This is a genomic window from Desulfogranum marinum (assembly GCF_016918565.1).
GTDB lineage: Bacteria > Desulfobacterota > Desulfobulbia > Desulfobulbales > Desulfobulbaceae > Desulfogranum > Desulfogranum marinum.
On the sequence record NZ_JAFFQD010000006.1, the window covers coordinates 31,491 to 46,703 of the forward strand.

Consider the following 15,213-nt stretch of genomic DNA (forward strand, 5'->3'; position numbering starts at 1 on the left):
TTCCTGCCTTCTCCAACACAGCAATTCAAAATCCTTCAATAGGAATCAATAGTTGTCACCATTTCGGAAAACTTAGATTTTCGATATGCGAATTGTGCAAAGTGTAAACATTGCATATTTGCAACAAAAATCGCTTGCATAGCTTCCAGGATGGTACTATACGAGATAAATTCTACACCACACCAACCAGTTTGACTGCATGAGTAGGAGAAAAATGGCATCCTTTCCAGACAGTTTACACAATAAGCACACCGTAGATTTCACTTCTGCTTTCCCTGTAGAAAAATTTACAGCCCCTGATGTTGTTATTTTTGGCTGCGGAAACATCTATCTTGGTGACGACGGTTTTGGGCCGGCTGTTATCAACGCTTTAAACAAAGACAACGCTCTCCCGGAAAAGGTTGAGGCAATAGATGCCGGAACATCGATTCGAGACCAGCTCTTTGATTTTCTGCTGGCCGAAACACTACGCCCGAAACATATCATCATTGTTGACTCCATAGACCGCGAAGACCGGCAACCGGGCGAGGTTTTCACTATCGACCCGGATGCCATTCCCGCCCAGAAAATACACGATTTTTCCCTCCATCAGTTCCCGACCGTCAATATGCTGCAGGAACTGCAGGAGTTTACCAAGGTGAAGGTTTCAATTGTTGTAGCTCAAATCAGCGAACCGGCAGAAGAGGTTACTGAGGGCCTCTCACTGGATATACAACAGGCAGTGCCGACTGCCTGCAACTTGATAATGGACATTGTGTCTGCGACTCACAAATGAGGTGACAGTACTATGATGTATGAATTCAAAGCGTCTGATCTGGCCGAGGAAATTGGTGTTCGCCGCAACACCATCCGCGACTGGATCAGGACTGGGACCATACCGGCCAAAGAAGGGCCTGGAAAACGCTACATGATGGATGTTGCTGAGTACATTAAACTCTGCGACAAATTCGGTCGTGTACCCAAGGTTGATGTCAACATGGCCATTGAGGTCGAAGAAATTAAGTCTCTGGCGGAAATGGAGAACGGCAACCATGCCATTGACCTCAACAACCGAAAAACAGACAGCCTTTATACGGATCCTTCCTGGGCCGATGCCTGCCTGACATGCGGCACCTGCGCCAGCGCCTGTCCCATTGCAGGCGTTGATGACCTTGATCCCCGCAAAATAGTACGCATGGCTATGTTTGGCCTGGAAGACGAGCTAGTTGATTCCACCTGGCCATGGAAATGTACCATGTGCGCCAAGTGCGAAAACGCTTGTCCCATGAACATTGAAATCGTTGCCCTCATGCGGAAGCTGCGCTCCAAAAGGGAACGTGACAAGGTGCCGGGGCCGATCCACAAAGGTGTTGCCACCTGCCTTGAGCGAGGGAATAATCTTGGCATTCCAAAAGATGATTTTCTGTTTTTGCTGGAAGATCTCGCGGAAGAAATGCAGGAAGAAGGGTGCCCTGGGTTTACAGTCCCAGTCGACAAAAAAGGTGCTCGCCTGTTGGTAACCATCAACTCCAAGGAACCTTTTGCCGAACCCGATGACATGAAGTTCTGGTGGAAAATTTTCCACACCGCAAAAGAGGACTGGACAGTTGCCAGTGAAAACTGGGAAGGCGTGAACTGGGGTCTTTTTTCCGGTGACGATAAGTCGCAAAAAATCATTGTCGGCAGAATTGTCGACAATATAGAGAAACTCGGCTGCGAAGCCCTTCTCCTCCCCGAATGAGGCCATGCATACTTCGCGACCCGGTCTGGGTTGCAAAAATGGTTTCCTGAAGTACTCGAAAAAATCAAAATATACTCAGTCTTCGACCTGATGCTTGAATACATCCAATCCGGTCAGATTACCCTCAGCCAAGATTTCCATACCATGAAAGCTACCTATCACGATCCCTGCAACTACGGCAGGAAATCGGAAAAGGCTTTTGGTTACGGGTATTACGAGGAAGGCAGAATCATTACCAAGGAATGCTGTGCTGACTTCCAGGACATGGAACCTAACCGTGAATTCAATTACTGCTGTGGAGCCGGCGGCGGTGCCTGGGCACTCCCATATAATGCAGAACGCATTTTTTATGGCAGGGTCAAGGCAAGACAGATTGAAGACACCGGCGCAGAACTTGTCATTGCTCCCTGTCACAACTGCAGGGATCAGCTCATGAAATCCCTGAACAAAGAGTTCGATCTTGGAATCGAAGTCAAATATCTCTGGGAACTGGTTGCTGACTCACTGGTCGTTCCCGGCCAGGAAGTGGAAGCTGATAAGGAAACAGCCGAATAATATTCGAAGTTACTATGGAGGAAATAACGGTGTCTCAAAATCAAACTGTCGGATCAGTCATGGTCGTTGGGGGCGGGGTTGCAGGAATGCAGTCAGCGCTTGACCTCGCCAACTCCGGTTACTTTGTCTATCTGCTGGAAAACAGCGGGGCTATTGGCGGTGCCATGGCCCAACTGGACAAGACGTTTCCCACCAACGACTGCGCGATGTGAATAATCGCGCCAAAATTGGTTGAGTGCGGTCGGCACTTAAATATACAACTGATGACCTTATCTGAGGTCATGGACGTCAAGGGCAGCGAAGGAGATTTTTCCGTAACCGTCAAGGAATCTCCCCGCTATGTGGATATGGACAAATGTATTGCCTGTGGTGAATGCGCGATAAAATGTCCTAAAAAAGTTACAGACGAATACAACGCCGGTACAGGCAAGCGTAAGGCCATCTATGTTAAATACTCCCAGGCTGTCCCTCTCAAATACCAGATAGATCCGGACAACTGTATCTATCTGAACAAACCGGGCCGCTGTGGTGCCTGTGAAAAGGTCTGCCCGGCAGGAGCCATCAACTTTGATGATAAAGAAAAAATCCACGAAATTAACGTGGGCTCGATCATCATGGCACCAGGATTTCAGGCCTTTAACCCCAGCGAGGCTAACATCTGGGGCTATGGCAAGTATCCAAATGTCATCACCACCATGCAGCTTGAGCGGTACTGTTCAGCAACGGGGCCGACCGAAGGGCATCTGATTCGTCCCTCCGACGGCAAACCCGCCCGTAAGGTTGCTTTCCTGCAATGTATCGGCAGCCGCGACGAGAATAAATGCGGCAATGGCTACTGCTCTTCGGTTTGCTGTATGTATGCCATCAAAGAGGCTGTTATTGCCAAGGATCATGCGCCAGGCCTGGAAACCAGTATCTTTTTCATGGACATGCGAACCCATGGTAAAGATTTTGACCGCTACTATGAAAAGGCAAAACAGGATTCGGGTGTCCGTTTTATCCGGAGTCGAATCCATGGAGTCGAGCCTGTCAACGCAGAAGGTGACCTCAGGGTTCACTATATAAACGAAGATGGTCGCCAGATTGAGGAATTCTACGACATGGTCGTGCTTTCGGTTGGCCTTGAAACCCCAAAAGAGGTGGTCAACCTTGCCGACAACCTGGGCATAGCCATGACCAGCGGCAACTTTGCCCAGACCTCCAACTTCCTGCCGGTACTCACCTCAAAGCCGGGTATTTTCACCTGCGGCGCCTTTGCCGGGCCCAAGGATATTCCGCAATCGGTTATGGAAGGCTCTGCTGCCGCAGCTGGTGCTGCTCAGTTACTGAGCAATTCCAGAGGCAGCCTTACCCAGCAGCAGACCTTTCCCCAAGAGCGTGACATAAGTAACGAAGAAACCGCAGTTGGCGTCTTTGTCTGTCATTGCGGATCCAATATCGCCGGCGTTGTGGATGTTGAGAACGTTGCCGCCTATGCAGAAACACTGCCAGGTGTCGTCTACGTAGAGCGTAACCTCTTTTCCTGCTCCCAGGACACCCAGGACCAAATGGCAAAACGGATCAGGGAAAAGGGACTGAACAGGATTGTGGTTGCAGCCTGTACCCCACGTACCCATGAACCGCTTTTCCGGGAGACCCTGAAAGAAGCAGGGATCAATGAATACCTGTTTGAGATGGCCAATATCCGTAACCAGAACTCCTGGGTCCACGGGGCTGAGCCGAAAAAGGCCACTCAGAAAGCAAAAGATCTGATCCGGATGGCAGTGGCCAAGGTCCTTCCCCAAAAGCCACTTTACCAACTGTCGGTTGATGTCAATCAAACCGCACTGGTCATTGGTGGCGGTCTTGCAGGAATGACCTCGGCCCTTAACCTGGCAGATCAGGGATACCCTGTCCACCTGGTTGAGAAAACTGACCAACTGTGCGGCTTTGCCAAAAGGCTTGACCGCACCTGGCAGGGTGAAGATATCCAGCCGCAACTCGCCCAGTTGACCCAGCGTATCGACGAACATCATAACATCACCCTGCACATGGAAGCAGAAGTGAGCGCTGTGGAAGGGTTTATCGGTAACTTTAAAACCACGGTGCAGAAGAAAGACGGTGCAACCGTAACCATTGACCACGGAGCTGGTGTTATAGCTACCGGTGGAAAACGTTACCGACCAGTGACGGAATATGGTTACGGCAAGCTGAAAGGAGTTTATACCGGCATTGAGTTTGATGTTGCCCGCCGCGTTGGTGATAAAAACACCAAATCCGTCAAATCGGTGGTCTTTATCCAGTGCGTCGGCTCCAGGCAGACTGACAGGTTGTATTGTTCAAAGGTCTGCTGTACCCACTCCATTGCAACGGCGATCAAGCTCAAGCGTGAAGATCCAAGCAGGCAAATCTATATCCTGTATCGTGACATCCGCTCCTATGGAGAGCGCGAGGCATTGTATAAAAAAGCACGCGAAATGGGTGTTCTTTTTATCAATTACGAACTGTACGGTGCACCTGAAGTCAAACAGGATGCAGAGCACGGTCTCCGAGTCAAGGTGATGGACCATGTCCTACACCGACCGGTATCCATCCAGGCAGACGCAGTAGTGCTGGCCGAGGCCATTCTGGCTAACCCCGACGCCAAAAAGATCGGCACCCTGTTTAAATTGCCGGTGGACGGTGACGGCTTTTTCCAGGAAGCGCACGCTAAACTGCGCCCGGTTGATTTTGCAACAGAAGGGCTGTTTGTAGCCGGCCTTGCCCACTATCCCAAGCCTGTGGAGGAATCCATTTCCCAGGCCATGGCAGCGGCAGCAAGAGCGGCGACAGTGCTTTCCAAGCAGTCCATCAACCTGGAGGCCATCAAGGCTGAAGTGGTCAAGGAAAACTGTGATGGTTGCGCTCTTTGTATAGATGTCTGCCCTTACCATGCGATCAGTCTGACCGAATCTACCAATGAGGAAGGTATTACTTCCAAGCGGGTGACGGTTAACAAGGCTAAATGCAAGGGTTGCGGTCTCTGTCAGGGCACCTGCCCCAAACGGGGAATTAATGTGGCCGGCTTTACCCTTGATCAAATTCGAGAACAGGTTGTGGCGGCGCTGGAAGTATAACGACCAGAACAGTGTTGCACCAATCACCGAACTATGGATCCGCAACAAGTGAACCAGTAAGCGTCATGGATAATATCGACGTACCGGATACCGAGATATTCTCCATGTTGCCGCTGGGGAGTTTAATGCACTTACCCAGCAGATCCATTTACTTTATGAGGAGCAAATTATGAGTTTCGAGCCGAAAATAATCGCCTTTTGCTGCAACTGGTGTTCCTACGCCGCTGCAGACCTGGCGGGGATATCGCGCATGGAATATCCTTCCAACGTGAGGATTGTGCGCGTGATGTGCTCTGGGATGGTTCACCCGGAGACCGTCCTGGAATCTTTTGAACTCGGCGCAGACGGGGTCATGGTTCTTGGCTGACACCTCGGTGAATGTCATTACCTGGATGGTAATTATAAAGCTATGACCCGCTCGGAAATGATCAGTACTCTGCTGGAGGACTACAACATAGACCCCAAGAGATTTCAAATCAGTTGGGTGTCCTCTGCCGAACCTGATAAATTCGTTGCTGCAGTCAAAGAAGTAACAGGCCGCGTGAAAAAACTTGGCCCTGTCAAAGCAACCGAAACAGCAAAATAAGGAGGCATAACATGGCTGTACGTGTAGCAGAAGAATGGCTTCATTCGTGCTCCGGATGCGAGATCGCCATTCTCAATATAGGCGAGCCTCTGGTGGAGTTGCTTTCAAAACTTGAATTTGTCCATATCCCGGTACTGATGGACAATAAATATTTTGGCCAGCTCGGCGACAAGGAACACCTGGAAATACCCGAAGCAGACGTGGGTATTGTCTCCGGGGGGTGCGCCAATGAAGAGCACAAAGAAATACTTGAGGAAATGCGCAAAAAATGCAAGATCCTCATTGCTCTGGGCACCTGCGCCACCCACGGCGGGTTGCCCGCTCTCATCAATAGCTGGGGCACGGAGGCTGCATTTGACGAAGCCTTTAGCACCACCACCACCGATGAAGGTGCACAGGTACCGACCCAGGGCGTGCCCAAACCACTGGACAGGGTCTACGCCCTAGACGAAATAGTGGATATCGATCTTCTGGTTCCTGGATGTCCGCCCAATCCGGCCCACATTGCCGGCGCTATTACAGCACTTCTGGAAGGCAAAGAGGTGCAGCTGCCAACCAAAAGTGTCTGTGATACCTGCCCAACCATCAGAAAAGGCAAGGGTGATATCAAGGAAGTGAAACGTTTTACAACCAACGCAGCATTTGACCCTGAAAAAGGGGTTGAAGAAATGCAGTGCCTGCTCGAACAGGGGTTCATGTGCATGGGGCCGGTAACAGCAGCAGGTTGTGCCAAAAGAGGCGCTCCCAGTTGCATAAGCGCACGGGTTCCGTGCCGGGGCTGTTACGGTCCTGTCCTCAATAAGGGCAACCAGATGCTGGACATGATGAATGCTCTTGCCAGTAACGGCATCGACTTTACCTCTGTTGTTGACCGCAAGAACCTGCTCAGGTTCTCCGGTGCACATAACAAGCTCAGATAACAGGTGATAATACCATGGGAAAAGTAATTAATATTCAACCTGTCACCAGGATCGAGGGGCATGCTTCCATTGCCATCGAGCTTGATGACAACGGTAACGTCAGTGATGCCAAGATGCATCTGATGTCGTTGCGAGGGTTTGAAAAATTTGTCCAAGGGCGACCCGCTGAAGAGGTCCCGCGGATTGTTAATCGTATCTGCGGCATCTGCCCCTGGATGCACCATTTGGCCTCCAACAAGGCTGTAGACGGTTGTTTTGGCGTAACCCCATCCCCAACCGGGCACAAGCTGCGGGAACTTTGCCAAACAATGGCTCACATCAACGACAAAATCCTCCATTTCTTTTTTCTCGCTGCTCCCGACTTTGTGATCGGGCCCGACAGTGACTACTCTGTTCGAAATGTAATGGGTATTGTCAAGCAGGCACCGGAACTGGCTACTCAGGTCGTGCGGATGCGTCAGCTAGGGCAGATGATGATCGACAAATTTGCAGGCAAGGCAATTCACCCGATTGCAGCGGTTACCGGCGGCTTTGCCAAGCCTATGCTTGAAAGTGAGCGTCAGGAAATGCTTCGGGACTGCCGGACCCTGCTTGATTTCTCCTGTTTCGCACTCGACTTTGCAAAAGACAATGTCTTTAGCAAGTATATGGATGCGATTCAGCAGTTAGGAGTGATCAACACCGGTTTTCTCGGCACAGTGGATGAACAAGGCGGACTCAACATCTATGACGGTAAGCTTCGCCTGATGCGTGCAACCGGCGAGTACACGGACTTCCCTGTCGAAGAGTACACCGATTATCTTGGTGAACATGTTGAGCCTTGGTCCTACGCGAAGATGCCGTATGCAAAGACCTGGGACGAAGGTTTTTCCATGGATCTGGACGCACCAAAGGGGATTTACCGAGCCAATACCCTTGCCCGTCTCAATGTCTGCGATCATATCGGTACTCCCAAAGCACAGGCGGCGCTTGAAGAATTCAGGACCTCCTTCGGTCGGTACCCGCAGTACACGCTGCTCTACCATTACGCCCGTTTGATTGAATTAATCTATGCATGCGAACGATCGCTGGAACTGCTCAGCGACACCAGCATTACCGACACCCATGTCCGTAATGAAGTGGAACCAAAAGCAGGAAGGGGAGTGGGTATGGTGGAAGCACCACGCGGCACTCTGATCCATGATTATGAAACCGATGACAATGGTTGTATAGTAAAAGCAAACATGATTGTCGGCACCACCCATAATGTGGCGCCCATGAACATGAGCGTTAAGCAGGCAGCAACCACACTTATTAAAGATGGTGTGTATGACGAGGGACTACTGAACAAAGTAGAAATGGCGGTGCGCGCCTACGACCCATGAATTTCGTGCGCGACACACCACCTGGATGGTGGTACACCAATGTCTGTTACAATCGTTAACGCCAAAGGCGAAGAATTGGCTAACCTGTCAAACATGGAATAAGAATCGGGGCTGCCTCGGCAGCCCTCTTATACCAGCGTACCTATTCAGGAGCACTCCCAAATAGGTACGTACCAACAAAGGAGATGCCTGATGAGCGAACCAAAAGCAAAAAAACAGCGCCGAGTGGTTCGGGCAACCGCCCCGGATACGGCCTGTGGAGATGTCGGCCATATGACTGTGGATGAACTCGTAGCCATTGCCGCTGACTCTGACTTTGAAATTAACTGCCCTGCATGCGGACAAATTCATCTCAGCAGGGAAGAAATTGAAGAGATCGAAAAAGAAAAATTTACCGACACCGAAGAATACAAGGAAACAGTACGCCAGGCAGAAGCACCCGGCAAATGCTGCTAGCCCGAATTCTCATGAACTTTTTGATTTCAAACTCAAATAATTGATATTATTGCTCAAAAAGTAATTGTATAATTAACAGTCTGTTTTTCGTTTTCAATCAAAAAGTTCCCCCTTCGGGTCTAAAAGCCTGTAACCGATTTTCTTTGGTTATATACCGGGCACAACATCTCGACAAAAGATGTTGTGCCTTATAGTTGTGCATCAATTCCTGCTTCCGTAAAAGAAGCCATATCGCACATCACCCTTGCTGCCAATTCTGCTATGTGCATGGTCATGGCTGCCCCGGTCCCCTCCCCAAGCCGCATATTCATATCCAAGACCGGCTCTAGCCCCATGAACTCCAGTGCGGCTTGCTGCCCCTGTTCAACCGATTTATGCCCGGCAACAAGATAGCCCCCCACCTCGGGACAAAGCAGATAGGCAAGCAGCCCTGCTGCCGTAGAAATAATACCATCCAAAACCACACAAGAGCCATTGCCTGCTGCGGCTAAGACTGCTCCGCAGATACCACCTAGTTCAAACCCGCCTACCTTGGAAAGAATCTCAAGCCCGTCCGCAGGATTGGGTCGATGCAGTGAAAGCGCTTTCTCAAGAATCTCGATCTTTCGCTGCAGGCCTTCATTATCAACCCCGGTTCCCCTTCCTGCAAGCTGTGCGGGAGCTATTCCGGTAACCGCACTGATAACTGCAGTGGCAGCGGTTGTATTACCGATGCCCATTTCTCCCAGACCGATAATTTCCATCTTAGAGGCCTCTCTGCGGGGGCCTATAACCTGCGCCCCATAGTCGATGGACAACAGCGCTTCATCCTTACTCATGGCTTGTTCAATGGCAAAATTGCGGGTGCCGGCCGCCACTTTTTTGTCAATCAACAAGGGATGGGAAGCAAAGGAACCCTTGACCCCCATATCGACCACCGTCAAATCGATATCATAAAAATTGCAAAAAACATTAATTGCCGCTCCACCAGCCAAGAAATTCTCCACCATTTGCACTGTCACTTTGCTCGGATAGGCCGATACCCCCTCTTCGACAATGCCGTGATCACCGGCAAAAACAAACATTCGTCGCTGTTGTATCGCCGGCTGCAATGAGTGCTGCATCACGCTTAACGCAACTGCCAGGGGTTCTATTCGCCCCAAGGCGCCAAGTGGTTTGGTCTTGAGATCGATCTTCTTTTCTGCAGACCGGCGCATATCCTCGGCAACGGGCCTAACCTTTTCAACCAGTAATTTGAGCTGAGCGGGCACCGTCGTACGGGGACGTCTGACAGTACGCTCCACTGCAGCTGGAGCAGGCTTTTGCCCCACAGACACGGACTGGTTGAAATCAATAATATATTTAAAGGACCTGCCGCTGAGCACTTCAGGCATCAGCGATGGTACCGTTTCCGGGAAAACAATGGCCTCAACCAGGCCGGCAAGTTGGGATTGGTGGGAGGCACAAAAGGCAACGGCTTTGACAACATGCTCTCGACGTGGACCATAGGAGCCGAATACCTCCAATTCTTTGTAGTGGATCAGGTTAAGGAGATTAAACCCTATTTCTTCCTTTTTGCTCACACCTGAAAAATAGGCGAGCCGGCCGCCTTTGCGCAGTTTTGTCAGACAAAGACTAAAGGCCACGCTACTGTCACAGGCATTAATACCGCAGTCAAAGTCGCTCTCCACGGTCTCCTTACAGATCCGGATGGATGTATTCTCGATCAACGGTTGCGCCTTGGCTATTTTCTCGGCACTGCGCTCAACCACCACCGGCGCAGCACCCATTGCACGAGCCACCACAGCAGCCAAGAGGCCAAGAACACCGCCGCCATAAATAATGACTTTGCTGCCCCGGCCTATGGACAAATTTGCAAAACCATTAAAAATACAGGCAACCGGTTCAGCAAAACAATACAAATGGGGAGACCCTATCACCGGCACGGGCACTAAACTTGCCTTTGGGACGACGACTGTATCGGCAAAGCCGCCATCATGATGAAACCCGGTAATACGCATTGCATCGCATAAATTTTCCCGGTCATGTTCGCAATACCAGCATGTACCGCATGCTTGCCCCGGCCACACCGTGTACCAATCGCCACTCTTTGCTTCAATGCCAACCAGCTCATGACCAAGTACCCTGGGGAGGACGAGATCCCGATGGCCTTGCTCCCACATTTTTGCATCTGTACGGCATATGGCACAGTAACAGACCTTGAGTCGTACATTGCCGCTATCGCAGGGTGAATCTATGTCAACATGCTCAGGTTGAAGCTTTCCGGGACCGAGGAGAGAGAGTTTCATTATTCGCGACCAGCCTGTTCGGTAAAGGGTTGTTCGGTAAGGGTCAGGATAAAGATAGCGGCTTCACTGATGCCGTCGTCTTGCAGCTGTTGATGCAGTTGTTTTACCTTGTCCAGACAATCCATGGGATAAACGCTGGCCTTTTGCAGGGAGCATCGGGTGTACTCGGTGTCGGTAAAACGAAAATACTCAGTGCCTGATTTAAGAATAAAGAGCTGCTGCATGGCTATACCTGTTGTATCAGAGCATCCAATTTCGCTACTCCCTTATCCGGATCACGATTCTGTTCAGCAACCCACCTGGTTAAAACGTCAATCGGTTGTCCATCCTTCAAACATTCCCTGGCCATTGTCACCCCCTGCTCGATCGATGGTGCTTTACCGGTTAACTCAAACAGAAGACCACTGTTAAGCAGCACTGCATCTCTGCGTGCAGGATCACCTTTCCCATGCAGCAGTTCCACCATTTTCAGGGCTGCCTGATCCAAGTCTGGATCTGCAGCAAGAGCGTCTGGCCGATGCTGCTGTATCCCGCACTGCTCAGGGGTAAGGGTAAATTCACTAATTTCTCCATCAATAAGTCGTGCACCGTAGGTCGTACCGCACACCGAAGCCTCATCCATCCCCTTGTCACTCCCATCAATTCCGCCGTACACTACAGTGGCCTTTGTATAACCGATCGATTGCATGACCTTGGCAACCGGCAGAATCAAGTCCTTGGCATATACGCCACGAACGGCCATCTTCGGCAAGGCAGGATTGGCCAGGGAGGCCGCAATATTTAAAGGTGAACCAAAATAGATCTGGGATAATATTCTTCCTAACGCCATAGGGTGAACCTTAGGACTCATGCCATTGAACAGGCCGACCCCGACCTTATCGATTGCATCTGCGACATAGGCGACATCACATTCTACGTCCACCCCCATTGCCTCGGCAATATCTACGGTCCCGCAAGAGGACGTAATGCCCCGCGCACCATGGCGGGCGACGGTAATACCACCTGAGGCTGCAACCAGGGAGGCAGCAGTACTGATATTAAAAGTCTTATAGGTATCCATCCCTGTCCCGCAATTATCAACAACAGGCCCCTCTCCATGGAGTGAGACCTTTGTCGTATCCAGTTCATAGATAGCCTTCCACCCGCCGGCAACTTCTTCGGCTGTCTCCCCTTTTGCAGTCAACGCCGCAAGAAACGCACCCTGCTGCATTTCACTAACGTCATTATTTAACACCTGCCAAAAGGCATTACAGGCCTGTTCGGCATTCAAGCTCTCTCCCCGAATCAGACCGGTAATGACCTTTCCAAAATCCTTATTTAAGGCAATATCCATAACCAGTTCCCCCTTCTGGTTGCAAATCACTGTATCTCGGTCAATGTTCTCACTACCTGACCGGGTAAAGAGGACAGCGACAGCAAAGACTCTTCAGCAAAATGCTGCATTAATGTTGTATAGAAATGATAAAACACAGGAATCCAGTGGTTGGCTGTGGTCACAGATCATACGTATCTGTGTATATTCAGGCAGGCTTTCTGACTCACGAAGTATACTGCAGAGGCGGCCTTCCCAGAGATTACTCACTCCAGTGACTCCCCTTACAGAGATGCACACCCGTCTTGCACGAGCAGCAGCCTCTACAGACTTCGAATACAGCAATGACTGGTTTGTGACGGATTCCCACCGTCTTTCCTTCTACCAAGTGGTATCAAACACCTGAATAGCACTAGTATACAAAACTTCCTTTATTTATCAACGGCTATGGACAATATGAAGGGGGAGAGTATTACGATGAGGACCATCTATGAAATCTATAAAAAGAAGCACCCTGACCAGGGGTGCTGGGCGAAAGGAGGCTCAGGGTGCTGTCTTCAATGAAGGAGAGATGAAGACATACAAAAGATAATTACTTCAAACCCGCTGTCAACTGGCCAACTAATTATATTTATGTAGCCGTTGTATTGATCATGCGCCATCCTGGTCTATCGGTTGCTGACAAGGCAAAAAATTTTGCGCAGAGGGTGCCTTAAAAAAGGCAGCAAAGGAAGATGTACATTGTAACAATATCTTGTATTTTAAATGGGTAAGGAGCTCTTAACTAACCTCTTATAACAATTAATAATTGAAGACCGCCTTGATTAAGTTTAAATCCTTCTTAAAAGTTATGAAGCAACCGGATACTGTAATTATTAGCGTAAAAAACAGTTCGATAAAAACAGGGGTAGCTCAACCATAGCGGTCGCCCCTTTATAAGCATACAATTACAAACAGAGTATACTACCACGCCCTTACCCTACAGGAGTGACTTTATGGCAAAAATCAAAGTTAAAAATCCGATTGTTGAGCTTGACGGCGATGAAATGACCAGAATCATCTGGGATTTTATTAAACAAAAGCTGATTCTTCCTTACCTGGATGTGGATATTAAATATTATGACCTCTCCATCCAAAAACGTGATGAAACCGACGACCAAATTACGGTTGACGCAGCCAACGCAATTAAAGAATACGGCGTTGGAGTAAAATGTGCTACGATCACCCCTGATGAAGCTCGGGTTGAAGAATTCGACCTCAAACAGATGTGGAAATCACCCAACGGTACCATCCGTAACATCATTGGCGGTACGGTCTTTCGGCAGCCCATCATCTGCAACAACATCCCCCGGCTTGTACCAGGATGGAAAAAGCCAATCGTTATAGGCAGACATGCCTTTGGCGATCAGTACCGCGCCACCGACTTTCTTGTTCCCGGTCCAGGGAAACTCACCATGAAATTTGAACCGGCAGACGGCAGCGCCCCAATTGAACATAAAGTGTTTGAATTTCCAGACAGCGGCTGCGCCATGGGGATGTATAACCTGGACGCATCCATCCGCGGTTTTGCCCGTTCCTGCATGAACTATGGGCTTAACCTGGGCTGGCCGGTATACCTCTCCACCAAGAACACCATCTTGAAAAAATACGATGGTCGTTTTAAAGATATTTTCCAGGAAGTCTACGAGCAGGAATTTGCCGAACAATTTCAGCAAGCCGGTATTACCTATGAGCATCGACTGATCGATGATATGGTTGCAGCCGCCCTCAAGTGGGAAGGTGGTTTTATATGGGCTTGTAAAAATTATGATGGCGATGTCCAGTCAGATACTGTTGCCCAGGGATTCGGCTCCCTTGGCCTCATGACCTCGGTCCTGATGACAGAAGATGGTAAAACCGTTGAAGCAGAAGCGGCCCACGGTACCGTCACCCGTCACTATCGTGAACACCAGAAAGGGAACAAGACCTCTACCAACCCTATTGCCTCCATCTTTGCCTGGACCCGCGGCCTGGCCTATCGCGGCAAATATGACGAAACTCCGGAGGTGATCCGATTTGCCGAAACGCTGGAAAAGGTATGTATCGACACAGTTGAATCCGGTGCCATGACCAAAGATTTAGCATTACTGGTTGGTGGCGATCAACCATTTCTCAGCACCGAGGAATTCCTCGCCAAACTCGACCAAAACCTGCAAGTCGCACTGCAAGATTAATACATCATGCCAACATGCTGTGTTGACAAAGTCTAACAAGAGCGCGCTACAGGTCAACGAGTATCAGGTTTCACCAATACTGGCATCAGGCTGTTACAGTCGCTGGATATATACAGCCGGCAGGGCTTTTATTTAAGTCCAAACGGGTTTGCCCACGGCCCGTCAGCAAATTGGTATTAACCAAACACTGCTATGGAGAAGAATTCACAGGGGTATCTCCATCGTTACTCTGTAACAAAATAAACGGTGCCTTGGAAAAAGACTTTTTCCAAGGCACCGTTTATCAGCAATGAGTACAACTCTTCAGCGAATAACAAACCTCGCCTTCACCTCGAACAATCACTGTTCAGCAGCACTGGTTATGAACCAGATGTATCTTTTGTCGTCTTGCTCGAGCTGGATTTTTTACTGCTGGAGCTTTTCTTCTTGCTATCAGTAGTAGCAGAAGTTTTTTTACTTTTGCCTGATTTAGCTCGGCAATAGGCGTCTACAGTTTTTCCAGCCTTGGTTTTATAGCTTTTTACCCAGCTGCAATCACTGCTTGATTCGCATTTCGACCTGGACAGCCCCTTGCAGGTCGCCGCAAACAACGATGAGCTAAAGACCAAAGAAACACTTATAGCCAAGGCCATCACAATAATCGGATAGCTCGCTTTCTTCATTTCCTTCCCCCTTTTGTTGATAAAAGGGATACTGGCGAAACA

At 49.6% G+C, this 15,213-nt stretch carries 12 protein-coding genes and 1 riboswitch; of the genes, 8 read left to right on the plus strand and 4 right to left on the minus strand.

Annotation, left to right across the window (positions count from 1 at the left end; genetic code table 11):
- Window positions 1-214: 214 nt before the first annotated feature.
- The 7 genes from JWH17_RS05455 to JWH17_RS05485 all read left to right on the plus strand — a co-directional run bounded on the left by JWH17_RS05455 (window position 215) and on the right by JWH17_RS05485 (window position 8,696).
- Entirely contained in the window at window positions 215-775 is a 561-nt protein-coding gene (locus JWH17_RS05455) for a hydrogenase maturation protease (RefSeq protein WP_205221571.1), read from the plus strand.
- Window positions 776-790: 15 nt separating this feature from the next.
- Window positions 791-2,275, plus strand: coding sequence for a 4Fe-4S dicluster domain-containing protein (locus tag JWH17_RS24310; RefSeq protein WP_438941060.1), 1,485 nt, complete (start codon window positions 791-793; stop codon window positions 2,273-2,275).
- 14 nt (window positions 2,276-2,289) lie between these two features.
- On the plus strand, window positions 2,290-5,370 hold the full coding sequence (locus JWH17_RS05465; RefSeq protein ID WP_205221573.1) for an FAD-dependent oxidoreductase: 3,081 nt from the start codon (window positions 2,290-2,292) through the stop codon (window positions 5,368-5,370).
- A gap of 169 nt (window positions 5,371-5,539) precedes the next feature.
- Window positions 5,540-5,956 carry a hydrogenase iron-sulfur subunit gene (locus tag JWH17_RS05470; RefSeq protein ID WP_205221574.1) on the plus strand — a complete coding sequence of 139 codons (417 nt, stop codon included), beginning with the start codon at window positions 5,540-5,542 and terminating at the stop codon, window positions 5,954-5,956.
- An 11-nt stretch (window positions 5,957-5,967) separates the two neighbouring features.
- Window positions 5,968-6,876 carry an NADH-quinone oxidoreductase subunit B family protein gene (locus tag JWH17_RS05475; protein WP_205221575.1) on the plus strand — a complete coding sequence of 303 codons (909 nt, stop codon included), beginning with the start codon at window positions 5,968-5,970 and terminating at the stop codon, window positions 6,874-6,876.
- The gene (locus tag JWH17_RS05480) at window positions 6,873-8,342 is read left to right on the plus strand and encodes a Ni/Fe hydrogenase subunit alpha (protein ID WP_438941061.1); all 1,470 of its coding nucleotides are present in this window, start codon (window positions 6,873-6,875) and stop codon (window positions 8,340-8,342) included. Before JWH17_RS05475 ends, JWH17_RS05480 begins: the two co-directional genes overlap by 4 nt.
- A gap of 90 nt (window positions 8,343-8,432) precedes the next feature.
- Window positions 8,433-8,696, plus strand: coding sequence for a hypothetical protein (locus JWH17_RS05485; RefSeq protein ID WP_205221577.1), 264 nt, complete (start codon window positions 8,433-8,435; stop codon window positions 8,694-8,696).
- Between the two features lie 188 nt (window positions 8,697-8,884).
- Here the strand turns inward: JWH17_RS05485 and cobT are convergent, their stop codons facing one another.
- The 3 genes from cobT to trpD are packed head-to-tail and all read right to left on the minus strand — an operon-like array spanning window position 8,885 to window position 12,317.
- The gene (cobT, locus tag JWH17_RS05490; RefSeq protein WP_205221578.1) at window positions 8,885-10,984 is read right to left on the minus strand and encodes a nicotinate-nucleotide--dimethylbenzimidazole phosphoribosyltransferase; all 2,100 of its coding nucleotides are present in this window, start codon (window positions 10,982-10,984) and stop codon (window positions 8,885-8,887) included.
- Complete coding sequence (locus JWH17_RS05495) at window positions 10,984-11,208, minus strand: hypothetical protein (protein ID WP_205221579.1); 225 nt, start codon at window positions 11,206-11,208, stop codon at window positions 10,984-10,986. Before JWH17_RS05495 ends, cobT begins: the two co-directional genes overlap by 1 nt.
- A gap of 2 nt (window positions 11,209-11,210) precedes the next feature.
- Entirely contained in the window at window positions 11,211-12,317 is a 1,107-nt protein-coding gene (gene trpD / locus JWH17_RS05500; RefSeq protein ID WP_205221580.1) for an anthranilate phosphoribosyltransferase, read from the minus strand.
- Between the two features lie 173 nt (window positions 12,318-12,490).
- A riboswitch (cobalamin riboswitch) is annotated at window positions 12,491-12,717 on the minus strand.
- A gap of 574 nt (window positions 12,718-13,291) precedes the next feature.
- On the opposite strand from trpD, the gene JWH17_RS05505 reads away from it, so the two are divergent.
- The gene (locus tag JWH17_RS05505; RefSeq protein WP_205221581.1) at window positions 13,292-14,509 is read left to right on the plus strand and encodes an NADP-dependent isocitrate dehydrogenase; all 1,218 of its coding nucleotides are present in this window, start codon (window positions 13,292-13,294) and stop codon (window positions 14,507-14,509) included.
- A 359-nt stretch (window positions 14,510-14,868) separates the two neighbouring features.
- Here the strand turns inward: JWH17_RS05505 and JWH17_RS05510 are convergent, their stop codons facing one another.
- Window positions 14,869-15,171 carry a hypothetical protein gene (locus tag JWH17_RS05510; protein ID WP_205221582.1) on the minus strand — a complete coding sequence of 101 codons (303 nt, stop codon included), beginning with the start codon at window positions 15,169-15,171 and terminating at the stop codon, window positions 14,869-14,871.
- Window positions 15,172-15,213 lie beyond the last annotated feature (42 nt).